Genomic DNA, 13,278 nt, shown 5'->3' on the forward strand with positions numbered 1-13,278 from the left:
AGTATATAATAAAAGAAAATAGCGATTTGTATAGTATGTTGCCTTTGTTGGTAAGTTAAATGAGTCGTTCTTTCGTATTATTTCATTCTCTAAGCGTGAAATATGTGTTTAGAGGAAGGGATACATTCAACATAATTAATTGGAAAAAGAGTAGGTGCAACAATGTTTAAACACGTAACAGTGCTTTTAAAGGAAACAGTAGACGGCTTAGATATAAAGCCAGATGGTACATATGTAGATTGTACACTGGGGGGAGGAGGACATAGTTCTTATTTATTATCCCAATTAACTGAAGGTGGAAAATTAATAGCGTTTGATCAAGATGAGATAGCGATTCAAAACGCGAAAGAAAAGTTCTCTTCATACGGTGAACAGTTTATAACAGTAAAGAGTAACTTCCGTTATTTAGCTGAAAAACTGCAGGAAATAGGTATAACAGAAGTAGATGGTATTTTATTTGATTTAGGTGTTTCATCCCCACAATTAGATACACCAGAACGAGGCTTTAGTTATCATCATGATGCACCGCTAGATATGCGGATGGATCAAGATGCCCCATTAACAGCGTATGATGTTGTAAATAGCTGGTCATATGAACAACTTGTAAGGATTTTCTTCCAATACGGTGAAGAGAAATTTTCAAAACAAATTGCAAGAAAAATTGAAGCTTATCGTGAGAATAAAGCTATTGAAACGACAGGAGAATTAGTAGAGCTAATTAAAGAAGGTATTCCGGCTCCAGCTCGTAGAACGGGTGGGCATCCTGCTAAGCGAGTGTTTCAGGCAATTCGTATAGCTGTAAATGATGAATTAAAAGTATTTGAAGAAGCATTGGAATCTGCTATTGAGATGGTTAAGCCAGGTGGAAGGGTTAGTGTTATAACATTCCATTCATTAGAAGATCGTATTTGTAAAACAACGTTTAAGCGAAATAGTACAACGCCACAATTGCCGCCAGGATTACCGATTATTCCTGATGAATTTAAGCCGAAATTAAAGCTTATTACAAGAAAACCGATTTTACCTTCTGATATAGAGCTAGAAGAAAATAATCGTGCGCGTTCTGCGAAGTTGAGAATCGCTGAAAAACGATAAAAGGGAGAGAGAGGTATGACTAATTTAGCTGTAAAGTACAAACAACAAGCGCAAGAAGAGGTGCAAATTCAAACGCCCCCACAGCAGATGGCTAAGCCGAAGGTTAAAGCGAAAATTACAAGAATCGAAAAACTGTTGTATGTAGCGTTTATTGGCTTTTTATTGTATGCCTGTGTCGCGTTTATTGGAAATAAAGCAGGCCTTTATCAAGTTAATGTAGAAGCAGCGACGATAGAAGAAAAAATTGTACAGCAGCAAAAAGAAAATCAAGAATTACAAGCTGAAGTAGAGAAGTTAAGTCGCTATGAACGAATCGCTGAAGTTGCAAAAAAACACGGGCTAGAAATTAATGCGAATAATGTGAAAGGCCTCAAATAAGGCAATAGGTGTGAAGGAACGATGAAGAAGAATATGACTAAATTTCATACCAATAAGGGAGCAGGTTATTTTATGATATTTTTCCTCCTGCTCTTTTTGCTGTTATTAGCCCGATTTTTTTACATACAATCAACAGGAACAGTTCATAATCAGGATTTAGATGCACTTGCTAAACAAAAGCATAGTAAAAAAGGAGTTCTTGAAGCGAACCGAGGAACCATTTATGATCAAAACGGTCATGTGTTAGCGCAAGACGCAAACTCTTACAAAATGGTAGCTGCACTAAAAGGTGCTAACTCAGTTGAGAATAAAGAAGATACTGCAAAGAAAATTGCAGGAGTACTTGGAAAAGGCGAAGAGGATATTTTAGCTTCTTTAAATAAGGAAGGTAGAAGTCAAGTCGAATTTGGAACGTTAGGCAAGGATTTGACGAAAGAAAAGAAAGAACAAATAGAAGCGTTGAAGTTGCCGGGGATATCTTTTATTACAGAAAATGCAAGGGTGTATCCAAACGGTGATTTTGCATCTTACGTTATAGGTCATGCAAAACCAAATGAGAATGGAACCTCGGTAGGTCAATTTGGCATAGAGAAAAGCTTGGATAAATACTTAAGTGCCTCGAACGGAGAAGTAGCATATACAGGTGATCGTAAAGGTGTGTCCCTTGATGGGGGAAAAGTTAATGTAAAGGCACCTAAAAATGGAGATAACGCTTATTTAACAATCGATCAACGTGTCCAAAGTTATTTAGAAGACGCGATGAAAGCAGCAAGTAAGCAATATGAGCCAGAAAGTTTAATAGGGATTGTTGCAGATCCGAAAACTGGGAAAATATTAGCGATGTCTACTAAACCTAGTTATGACCCTAATGATCGTCAAATTAAATATTTCTTCAATGACGCGATTGCCAATGCATTTGAACCTGGATCAACAATGAAAATTTTCACGTTAGCGGCAGCTATTAATGAAGGTGTGTACAAAGGCCAAGATTATTATCAGTCCGGGACATATCAAGTTGGAAATAGGAAAATAAAAGATCATAACGGTGGTGCTGGTTGGGGCTCTATCACGTTTGATGAAGGGGTAGAGCGTTCTTCAAACGTAGCGTTTGCAATTTTAGGAGATCAAAAACTTGGTCCAGAACGTTTCCGAAAATATATTCATAGTTTTGGATTAGATGAAAAAACGAACATTGATTTATCAGGTGAAGGATCGAATACAATTTTATTTGATCAGCAAATACAACAAGTGACAACAGCTTTTGGACAAGGTTCCACTGTAACACCAATTCAGCTTGTACAAGCTGCAACGGCCATTGCAAATGATGGGAAAATGATGAAACCTTATGCAATTGATAAAATTGTAGATCCGATAACAGACAAAGTAAAATTAGAACATAAGCCAGAAGAAGTAGGAAAACCTGTTACAAAGGAAACAGCAGCGCAAGTAAGACAATTATTAGAACGTGTTGTTACATCTCCGAAAGGTACAGGGACAGCTTATAAAATTGATGGATATTCAGTTGGTGGTAAAACAGGTACAGCGCAAATTCCGGATGGAAAAGGCGGCTATATGACAGGGAGACAGAATTATATATTCTCATTCTTAGGTATGGCACCAATGGACGATCCACAACTTGTTGTGTATGTAGCTGTTAAACAGCCTAAATTAAAAGATGATGAGAACGGTGCACAACCGTTAGCTGATATTTTTAAATATGTAACAAAAAATAGTTTAGAGTATTTAAAGATTAAGCCAAATGAAGTGAAAGATCCGAAAAAACATCTGAAAGAACAACAAACTACTGTTCCGGATGTAAATGGTAAAACGATGGCTGAAGCGGGGAAAGCGATTGATAAAGCAAAACTTCGTCCAATCGTACTAGGTGAAGGGAAAGTACAGCAACAAGTACCAAAAGCGACTGAACAAACATTAAAAGGCGACCGAGTCTTCTTGGTAGGAGATAAGCCTACAATGCCAAATATACAAGGATGGGCACTGCGTGATGTTATGAATTTAGCGAAGACATTACAGCTTAACTTGAAACCTTCTGGTACAGGATACGTAACAGAACAAAGTGTGGCGGAAGGAACATTATTACAACCTGGTACAGAATTAGGTGTCACACTCGTACCGCCACTCGAACCACAGCAAGAAGCAGAAAAGCCGTAATGGTAAAAGAGAATAAGTTCTAATTAAATAAGTACAAGCATATATTGGAACAAGCTAGGCGTAAGGGAGGCTTGTTCCAATATGCGTGTATCAAATGTAACAGTTAGAAAACGACTTATTTTTATACTTATATCAGGTATACTTATTTTCACGATTATCGATATTCGTCTTGGATATGTGCAATTTTTTCTTGGGAATATGTTAACGGATCGTGCGAAAGATTCATGGAGTCGTAATATTACTTTTGAACCCGAACGTGGGAAAATTTTAGACCGAAATGGTGTGGAACTTGCCACGAATAAAAGTGCTCCAACTGTCTTTGTTGTACCGAGGCAAATTGAAAAACCAGCGGAGACTGCAGAGAAGTTAGCTGCAGTATTAGGTGTGGAAAAAGATGAGATTTATAAAAGGATTACAAAAAAAGAATCGATTGTAAGGTTAGATAAAGGCGGAAGGAAAATATCACATGACAAAGCGAAAGAAGTACGAGGATTAAGTCTGAAGGGCGTGTATATCGCAGAGGATTCTATCCGGTACTATCCATTTGGAAACTTTTTATCACATGTATTAGGTTTTGCAGGTAGCGATAACCAAGGTCTTATGGGACTAGAAAAATATTATGATAAAGAGCTAAATGGGGACAAAGGTCATGTGCGTTTTTTTGCAGATGCGAAAGGACAAAGGATGCCTAATGTTGGTGATGATTTCAAAAAGCCAGAAGCCGGTTTAAATTTAGGATTAACAATCGATGCGCGTATTACAAGGATTATGGAAAGAGAAATGAATATTGCGGAGTCAACTTATAATCCTGACGGTATGATTGCGATTGCAATGAACCCTAAAAATGGTGAAGTTTTAGGGATGTCTAGTCGACCGAGTTTTGACCCAGCGGATTTTCAAAGTGTCTCTCCAGAAGTGTATAACAGAAATCTACCTGTATGGAGTACGTATGAGCCTGGTTCAACATTTAAGATCATTACATTAGCTGCAGCATTGAATGAAAATTTAGTAGACTTAGAGAAGGATACGTTTTATGATGATGGAGCAGCTGAAGTAGGTGGAGCTAGATTGAAATGCTGGAAAGCAGGAGGTCATGGCAGTCAAACGTTTTTAGAAGTCGTTCAAAACTCATGTAACCCGGGATTTATTGAACTTGGTGATCGCCTTGGTAAAGACCGATTATTTAAATACATTCGTAATTTTGGTTTTGGGCAGAAGACTGGAATTGACTTGCAAGGTGAAGGCAGTGGGATTTTATTTAATTTAGATAAAGTTGGTCCAGTAGAGCAAGCAACAACTTCATTCGGCCAAGGAGTTTCTGTTACGCCGATTCAACAAGTAGCAGCTGTAGCGGCGGCTGTAAATGGTGGAACATTGTATCAGCCGTATATAGCTAAGGAGTTTATTGATCCGAAAAATAATCAAGTTGTTAGTAAAAAGACACCTGTTGAGAAAAGAAAAGTTATTTCCAAGGAAACTTCAGAAAAAGTTCGTTATGCATTAGAGAATGTTGTAGCGAAAGGTTCTGGTAAAGGTGCTTATATTGATGGATATCGCGTAGGTGGAAAAACGGGTACTGCTCAAAAGGTGAAGGATGGTAAATATTTAGAGAATAATTATATAGTATCTTTTATCGGATTTGCTCCAGCGGATGATCCAGAGATTGTTGTGTATGTAGCTGTTGATAATCCAAAAGGGGTTACACAGTTTGGTGGAGTGGTAGCAGCTCCAATTGTCGGGAATATCCTTCGAGATGCGCTTCCTGTTATGGGAGTGAAACCGAGAAAAGAACAAGTTGAGAAAGAATATAAATGGGGCGATACACCAACTGTGGAAGTTCCGAATTTAATTGGAATGAAAAAGAAAGACTTACAAACACAACTCGTCGATTTGAAACTTGATATAAGTGGAGATGGAGAGAAAGTAATTAAACAATCACCAGAAGCGGGAGCTAAAGTAAAAGAAGGCTCAAAAATTAGAATTTACTTCGGGAATTAAAGGTAACATAGTACGTTTTATGGTACAATTGGTGGAAGTGAGTTCTTTATAGAACAGTTGCTTAATTTGAGACAGTAAGTGTCTCATTCATAAATAGGTCAGTAGCACTTACCTCCTTATATAGGAGGTAATGTGTTGCTTACTAAAAAAAGATAAATAAACAATGTAGAGAGGGTTTAGTGAAATGAAGTTGCATACACTTGTATCATGTTTGCATGATTTTCCAGTTGTTCCAAAAGAAAATCCAGAAATCACATCTATAGAAGCTGATTCACGTAAAGTGAAAGAGGGAAGCTTATTTGTATGTATGAAAGGATATACGGTTGATAGCCATGATTTTGCTAAGCAAGCAGCGGCACAAGGAGCGGCTGCTATTGTTGCGGAAAGACCAATTGATGTTGACGTTCCAGTTGTACTTGTGAAAAATACTTTTCGTTCGTTAGCGGTTTTAGCTGATTATTTTTATGGTCAACCGACACACAAGTTACATTTAATCGGAATTACAGGTACAAATGGAAAGACAACAACATCGCATATTATGGATGAGATTATGCGAGCACATGGTCATAAAACAGGGCTAATTGGAACGATTAATATGAAAATCGGTGATGAAACATTTGAGGTGAAAAATACAACACCAGATGCACTAACACTTCAACAGACGTTTTCAAAAATGGTTGAACAAGGTGTGGACAGCACGGTAATGGAAGTTTCGTCACATGCGTTAGATCTTGGTCGTGTACACGGATGTGATTACGATGTAGCGGTGTTTACGAATTTAACACAAGATCATTTAGACTATCATCAAACGATGGAAGAATATAAACATGCAAAAGGGTTACTATTTGCACAGCTTGGCAATAGTTATAATCATAATGGCGAAAAGTACGCTGTGCTGAATAGCGATGATAATGTAACAGAAGAGTATATGAGAAGTACTGCAGCAACAGTTGTAACATATGGTATTGATACAACAAGTGACATTATGGCAAAAAATATCGTTATGACGAGTGGCGGGACTACATTTACGCTTGTCACACCATATGAAAGTGTAAATGTTACGATGAAATTAATAGGTAAATTTAATGTATATAACGTACTTGCAGCAACAGCAGCAGGACTTGTTTCGGGTGTGAAATTAGAAACAATCATTGCTGTTATAAAAGAACTAGCTGGGGTTCCAGGGCGTTTTGAAGTTGTTGATGGAGGACAAAATTATACAGTTATTGTTGATTACGCACATACGCCGGATAGTTTAGAAAATGTATTAAAAACTGCAAAACAATTTGCAAAAGGTGATGTGTATTGTATCGTTGGTTGTGGCGGCGATAGGGACCGAACGAAGAGACCGATAATGGCAAGTGTTGCAACAAAATATGCAACTCATGCAATTTACACATCAGATAATCCAAGAAGTGAAGATCCAGCGGCTATTTTAGATGATATGGTACATGGTGCAAGTGGGAAAAATTATGAAGTGATTATTGATAGAAAAGAAGCGATACACCATGCAATCACTAAAGCGAAAGCAGATGATATCATTATTATTGCTGGTAAGGGTCATGAAACGTATCAAATTATTGGTAAAGAAGTTCATCATTTTGATGATCGTGAAGTTGCTAAAGAAGCAATTAAAGGGCGTTTAAGCAACGAAGAGTAACAACGTGAGAGGAGGACTACATGTGCTTGAGCAAGGTTTATTAGTAACGGCTGGGGTAGCATTCTTAATTTCTGTTGCCCTTTCGCCATTGTTTATTCCATTTTTAAGAAAATTAAAGTTCGGACAGAGTATTCGTGATGAAGGACCAAAGTCACATCAAAAAAAATCAGGGACACCAACAATGGGTGGTATCGTCATATACGTATCTATGATGGTAACTTCACTTATTATGGCGATTAAGTTTAATTATTTAGGTGCAGAGGTTTCGTTATTACTATTAGTGACGTTTGGTTACGGATTGATTGGATTTTTAGATGACTACATAAAGGTAGTTAAGAAGAGAAATCTTGGTTTAACATCAAAACAAAAATTAGTAGGTCAGCTTGTTATTGCTATTGCATTCTTTTTAATTGGAAAAGGGCAAGCGTTCCACACATACATCATGATTCCGGGAACGGATGTTAAGTTTGAATTAGGTTGGGCGTATTTCGTACTTGTACTATTTATGCTTATTGGTGGATCAAATGCAGTTAACTTAACTGACGGTTTAGATGGTTTATTATCAGGAACAGCTGCTATTGCATTTGGAGCATTTAGTATTATTGCTGTGGCACAAGAGCAATTTGGAGTGGCGATATTCTGTATGGCAGTTGTAGGAGCTGTACTTGGATTTTTAGTATTCAATGCGAATCCAGCAAAAGTGTTTATGGGAGATACAGGTTCATTAGCTTTAGGTGGAGCCATTGCAGCTGTAGCGATTTTATTAAAACAAGAATTGCTACTTGTAATTATCGGCGGAGTATTCGTAATGGAAACTTTATCGGTTATCATTCAGGTCATTTCATTTAAAACAACAGGAAAACGTGTCTTTAAAATGAGTCCATTACACCATCATTATGAATTATGTGGTTGGTCAGAGTGGCGTGTTGTTGTGACGTTTTGGTCTGCAGGATTTTTATTAGCTGTGTTAGGAATTTATATCGGGGTGTGGATGTAATTGAAAACTGTAACTGAATTTCAAAATAAGAATATTCTTGTATTAGGCATTGCAAAAAGTGGTTATGCAGCAGCTACATTGTTACAAAAGTTAGGGGCAAATGTTATTGTAAATGACGGAAAGCCTTTAGCAGAGAATGTACTTGCTGCAGAATTACAAGCAAAAGGAATGGACGTTGTATGCGGTGGTCATCCTTTAGAATTATTAGAGAGAAATATTTCTCTTGTAGTAAAAAATCCAGGAATCCCGTATTCTAATCCAATATTAGTTGCTGCGAAAGAAAAGCAAATTCCGATTGTTACGGAAGTTGAATTAGCATATCGTATTTCAGAAGCACCATTTGTTGGGATTACGGGGTCTAACGGTAAAACGACGACGACAATGCTGACATTTGAAATGCTAAAAGAAGGACAAAAGCATCCTGTAATTGCAGGGAACATTGGCACTGTAGCGTGTGAAGTAGCACAGGATGCAAAAGAAAATGAAGTTGTAGTTACAGAACTTTCATCATTTCAATTGATGGGAGTAGAATTGTTCCAACCTAAAATTGCTGCGTTTTTAAATTTATTTGAGGCTCACTTAGATTATCATGGGACGAAGAAAGAATATGGTTTAGCGAAAGCAAATATTTTTAAAAACCAAACAGAAAATGATTATAGTGTAATAAATGCGGATGATGCAGATGTGATGGCTTTGTCTGCGTATTCTAAAGGTCAAAAAATCCTGTTTTCGACAACGAAAGAAATTGAAGATGGCGCGTGTATAAAAGATAACGCTCTTTATTTCAAAGGTGAAAAAGTTGTTGAAGTAAGCGATATCGTTTTACCTGGTCAACATAATTTAGAAAATATTTTAGCTGCGATGAGTATTGCGAAATTATTAGGTACTTCTAATGAAGCAATTACGGTCGTGTTAAAACGTTTTACGGGTGTAAAACATCGTTTAGAATATGTAACAACGATTAACAACCGTAAGTTTTATAATGATTCAAAAGCAACGAATATGTTAGCGACTGAGAAAGCACTATCTGCGTTTACACAACCGATTGTGTTACTAGCAGGTGGGCTTGATCGCGGAAATGAATTCGATGATTTAATTCCGTATTTCAAAAATGTAAAAGCGATTGTAACATTTGGACAAACAGCTCCTAAACTAGTAAGAGCGGCAGAAAAAGCGGGATTAGATATAATTGAAAGTGTCGATACTTTAGATGAAGCAGTGGTGAAAGCTTATGCTCATTCTAAAGATGGCGATGTTGTTCTTCTTTCTCCAGCGTGTGCAAGCTGGGATCAATTTAAAACATTTGAAGAAAGAGGAGACATTTTTATACAAGCTGTGCATAAACTTATATAAAGTAAATCAAAACATCAGTAGGCTAACACCTACTGATGTTTTGTTACATAGGGCAAAAGGTTCTGCCTAAAGAGGTGGTGTTTGTGGGTAATGAAGAAAACGCCTGATTTTATTCTCATCATCGTAACACTTTCATTGTTGACAATCGGAATGATTATGGTTTATAGTGCGAGTGCAGTTTGGGCCTCTTATAAAATGGGGGACTCATTCTTTTTTGCAAAAAGACAATTACTGTTTGCGGGTCTTGGTGTAGTAGCTATGTTTTTTATTATGAAAATTGATTATTGGGTGTGGCGTACGTATTCAAAAGTGATTTTGCTAGTTTGCTTCATTCTTCTTATTCTCGTTCTTATTCCTGGAGTAGGTCTTGTTCGAGGAGGAGCACGAAGTTGGATTGGAATCGGAGCATTTTCGATTCAACCGTCAGAATTTATGAAGTTTGCGATGATTATTTTCTTGGCAAAGTTTTTAGCAGAACGGCAAAAATTGATTACATCTTTTAAACGTGGTTTATTACCGGCCCTTAGTTTTGTGTTTCTTGCTTTTGGGATGATTATGTTACAGCCAGACCTTGGGACAGGAACGGTAATGGTTGGGACATGTATCATTATGATATTCATTTCGGGAGCGAGAGTCTTTCACTTTGCAATGTTTGGTTTGATTGGTGTAGCAGGATTTGTAGGGTTAATTGCATCAGCACCGTATCGAATGAAACGCATTACATCATATTTAGATCCGTGGTCAGATCCGCTCGGGAGTGGATTTCAAATTATCCAATCATTACTTGCAATTGGACCTGGTGGATTATTTGGGCTTGGACTTGGACAAAGTAGACAAAAATTTCTTTATTTACCTGAACCACAAACTGACTTTATATTTGCGATCTTATCCGAGGAATTAGGTTTTATTGGTGGTTCATTTGTGTTATTATTATTTAGTCTATTATTATGGCGCGGGATTCGTATCGCATTAGGAGCGCCAGATTTATATGGTACGTTTTTAGCAGTAGGTATTGTGGCGATGATTGCGATTCAAGTAATGATTAATGTTGGTGTTGTAACAGGACTGATGCCTGTTACGGGTATTACCTTGCCGTTTTTAAGTTATGGTGGATCAAGTTTGACATTAATGTTAATGGCAGTAGGTGTATTATTAAATATAAGTCGCCATTCTCGCTACTAAACCCTGTTTATAAGACAGGGTTTTTCGTATGTGTGTAAAAATGCAATATGTATATAGAAATAAGTATAATGGAAATAAGAAAAGAGAAGCGGAGGAGTTAGTAGTGCGTGTATTAGTGAGTGGTGGGGGTACTGGTGGTCATATTTATCCAGCTCTTGCTTTAATTAGAGAAATAAAAAAGTTAAATCCAGAAGCGAGATTTTTATATATTGGTACGGAAAATGGACTAGAGAGTACAATCGTTCCAAAAGCAGGTATACCATTTCAATCTATTGTTATAAGTGGATTTAAACGAAAAATATCATTAGATAATGTGAAAACAGTAATGCGTTTTCTAAAAGGTGTACAGGATAGTAAACGATACATTCGTCGTTTTAATCCGGATATCGTAATTGGAACGGGTGGATATGTATGTGGACCAGTTGTATACGCTGCAGCCAAATTAGGTATTCCAACTATTGTACATGAACAAAATAGTGTACCAGGTGTAACGAACAAGTTTTTAAGCCGTTATGTTGATAAAGTTGCTGTTTGTTTTGAAGCAGCTATAGAGCATTTTCCAGAGTCAAAAGTGGTAATGACAGGTAATCCACGAGCATCAGAGGTAATGGATCAAAATGGAATGAAGGGGAAACGTTCAGTTGGGCTTTCTCTTCCTAAAAAGTCTGTACTTATATTTGGTGGAAGTCGTGGGGCTAGACCGATTAACGATGCCTTCGTTGAAGCAATTGAACAGTTTGGGAACAAAAGCTACGAAATACTATATGTAACGGGTGAAGTACATTATGATAAAGTGATGGAAGCCGTGAAGCAAAAAGGGAACCCAAGCAATGTTATTATTAAGCCGTTCATTCATAATATGCCAGAGGTACTAACTGGTGTAGACCTTGTTGTTTCAAGGGCTGGGGCAACAACACTTGCAGAATTAACAGCGTTAGGAAAACCAAGTGTGTTAATACCGAGTCCGTATGTAACAAATAATCACCAGGAAAAGAATGCACGTTCAGTTGTTGATAAAGGAGCGGCAAAAATGTTACTTGAAAAAGATTTAACAGCTGAAACGCTTATTCGTGATATTGATGAGATTTTATTGAATGCACAAACATTACAAAATATGAAGCTAGCGGCTAAGCAACTAGGTATTCCAGATGCAGCAAATAAGCTGTATGAAGTAATGAATAAGCTTGTAAAAAAATAAAGTGAGGCTTTAATCAGTGGGGAGTGATTCTCTCTCGTTGATTATTATCTTTCACTAATAGGATGTTTACTGACATCCTGATTGCGCCTAATTTCTTTGTTATCGCCGAATTTTGATTTAGGAGCTGTACTGCCCGTAAATAGAGGGATAACGTTAGGTGAACGCCCTGCATATTATTGTCATAAGGAGACTTAATATGGGGGAGATTGTCTATGGAACAATTAGTAAATGAGCTTATAGAAGCAGACGTTGGTCGTGTTTTAGTTAACGAGCCGTTAGCACGTTATACAACTATGAAAATAGGTGGACCAGCGGATATTTTAATTGTGCCAAAGCATGTAGCCGGTATTGAAAAAACATTACAGTTAGTAAAGCAATACAAAACGAAGTGGACTGTAATTGGTCGCGGTTCAAACCTTCTTGTATCTGATCAAGGCATAGAAGGTGTTGTTATTCGTTTAGGAGAAGGATTAGATCACTTAGAGGTCGAAAAACATAAGGTAAGAGTTGGTAGTGGATATCCTCTTATTAAATTGTCAACTTTACTTAGTCGTCAAGGGTTAGCTGGATTGGAGTTTGCGAGCGGTATTCCAGGAAGTGTCGGTGGTGCAGTATACATGAATGCAGGTGCACATAAATCGGATATATCGAGTGTATTATCGAAGGCTCTCATTCTGTTTGAAGACGGTACAATTGACTGGTTAACGAATAAAGAACTGGAGTTTTCTTATCGGGCATCTGTATTGCAAACGAAACGTCCTGGTATTGTTTTAGAGGCGGTGTTTCAATTACAGGCGGGAAAACGTGAAGAAATTGTACGTAGTATGCAAAATAATAAAGATTACCGCCGTGAAACGCAACCATGGAATCACCCGTGTGCAGGAAGTGTATTTCGGAATCCAATCCCACATTTTGCAGGAGATTTAGTAGAAAAAGCAGGGCTTCGTGGTTATAGGATTGGTGGAGCTCAAATTTCTGAAATGCATGGCAATTTTATTGTTAATACCGGGGGAGCTTCAGCGCAAGATGTATTGTCTTTAATTGAATTAATAAAACATACAATTAAGGATAAATTTGATGTAGATATGCACACAGAAGTAGAAATCATTGGAAGATAACGGTTATTCGTTCCGCTCATTATCATTTATGTTATAATAAGAAGATAAGAACGGCATGAGGAACATGCCGTTCTTTATGTTACATAGGGGGATCGTACATGAATAATAGTAAAGTGATTAAACTACA

Annotated in this window: 10 protein-coding genes; all 10 read left to right on the forward strand. The window is 37.3% G+C overall.

Features of this window, described 5'->3' with window-relative positions:
• Positions 1 to 162: 162 nt before the first annotated feature.
• The 10 genes from rsmH to murB all read left to right on the forward strand — a co-directional run bounded on the left by rsmH (position 163) and on the right by murB (position 13,151).
• Positions 163 to 1,095 (forward strand): 16S rRNA (cytosine(1402)-N(4))-methyltransferase RsmH, encoded by a 933-nt coding sequence (gene rsmH / locus ACQGS6_RS15120; RefSeq protein WP_000472508.1) that lies wholly within the window; start codon positions 163 to 165, stop codon positions 1,093 to 1,095.
• Between the two features lie 15 nt (positions 1,096 to 1,110).
• Positions 1,111 to 1,473 carry a cell division protein FtsL gene (ftsL, locus tag ACQGS6_RS15125; RefSeq protein ID WP_000182804.1) on the forward strand — a complete coding sequence of 121 codons (363 nt, stop codon included), beginning with the start codon at positions 1,111 to 1,113 and terminating at the stop codon, positions 1,471 to 1,473.
• Between the two features lie 72 nt (positions 1,474 to 1,545).
• Complete coding sequence (locus ACQGS6_RS15130) at positions 1,546 to 3,645, forward strand: penicillin-binding protein (protein ID WP_001987238.1); 2,100 nt, start codon at positions 1,546 to 1,548, stop codon at positions 3,643 to 3,645.
• A gap of 81 nt (positions 3,646 to 3,726) precedes the next feature.
• Complete coding sequence (locus ACQGS6_RS15135; protein ID WP_001266237.1) at positions 3,727 to 5,643, forward strand: stage V sporulation protein D; 1,917 nt, start codon at positions 3,727 to 3,729, stop codon at positions 5,641 to 5,643.
• A 184-nt stretch (positions 5,644 to 5,827) separates the two neighbouring features.
• A complete protein-coding gene (murE, locus tag ACQGS6_RS15140; protein WP_000766319.1) occupies positions 5,828 to 7,303 on the forward strand; it encodes a UDP-N-acetylmuramoyl-L-alanyl-D-glutamate--2,6-diaminopimelate ligase in 1,476 nt (491 codons plus the stop codon).
• Positions 7,304 to 7,325: 22 nt separating this feature from the next.
• Positions 7,326 to 8,300: a phospho-N-acetylmuramoyl-pentapeptide-transferase gene (gene mraY, locus ACQGS6_RS15145; protein ID WP_000893060.1), complete on the forward strand. Its 975-nt coding sequence runs from the start codon at positions 7,326 to 7,328 to the stop codon at positions 8,298 to 8,300.
• A complete protein-coding gene (gene murD / locus ACQGS6_RS15150) occupies positions 8,301 to 9,653 on the forward strand; it encodes a UDP-N-acetylmuramoyl-L-alanine--D-glutamate ligase (protein WP_000860116.1) in 1,353 nt (450 codons plus the stop codon).
• 90 nt (positions 9,654 to 9,743) lie between these two features.
• A complete protein-coding gene (spoVE, locus tag ACQGS6_RS15155) occupies positions 9,744 to 10,835 on the forward strand; it encodes a stage V sporulation protein E (RefSeq protein WP_000753520.1) in 1,092 nt (363 codons plus the stop codon).
• 103 nt (positions 10,836 to 10,938) lie between these two features.
• Positions 10,939 to 12,033, forward strand: coding sequence for an undecaprenyldiphospho-muramoylpentapeptide beta-N-acetylglucosaminyltransferase (gene murG / locus ACQGS6_RS15160; protein WP_021728036.1), 1,095 nt, complete (start codon positions 10,939 to 10,941; stop codon positions 12,031 to 12,033).
• Positions 12,034 to 12,245: 212 nt separating this feature from the next.
• Positions 12,246 to 13,151, forward strand: a complete 906-nt coding sequence (murB, locus tag ACQGS6_RS15165) for a UDP-N-acetylmuramate dehydrogenase (protein WP_000437024.1) — start codon at positions 12,246 to 12,248, stop codon at positions 13,149 to 13,151.
• Positions 13,152 to 13,278 lie beyond the last annotated feature (127 nt).

It is taken from the genome of Bacillus sp. GMs2/2, assembly GCF_050172095.1.
Taxonomy (GTDB): Bacteria; Bacillota; Bacilli; order Bacillales; family Bacillaceae_G; genus Bacillus_A; species Bacillus_A cereus.

Coding starts and splice junctions, on each gene's coding strand:
- ACQGS6_RS15135 (WP_001266237.1), top strand. CDS start 3,727: ATGCGTGTATCAAATGTAACAGTTAGAAAACGACTTATTTTTATACTT.
- murB (WP_000437024.1), top strand. CDS start 12,246: ATGGAACAATTAGTAAATGAGCTTATAGAAGCAGACGTTGGTCGTGTT.
- rsmH (WP_000472508.1), top strand. CDS start 163: ATGTTTAAACACGTAACAGTGCTTTTAAAGGAAACAGTAGACGGCTTA.
- spoVE (WP_000753520.1), top strand. CDS start 9,744: ATGAAGAAAACGCCTGATTTTATTCTCATCATCGTAACACTTTCATTG.
- ftsL (WP_000182804.1), top strand. CDS start 1,111: ATGACTAATTTAGCTGTAAAGTACAAACAACAAGCGCAAGAAGAGGTG.
- ACQGS6_RS15130 (WP_001987238.1), top strand. CDS start 1,546: ATGATATTTTTCCTCCTGCTCTTTTTGCTGTTATTAGCCCGATTTTTT.
- murE (WP_000766319.1), top strand. CDS start 5,828: ATGAAGTTGCATACACTTGTATCATGTTTGCATGATTTTCCAGTTGTT.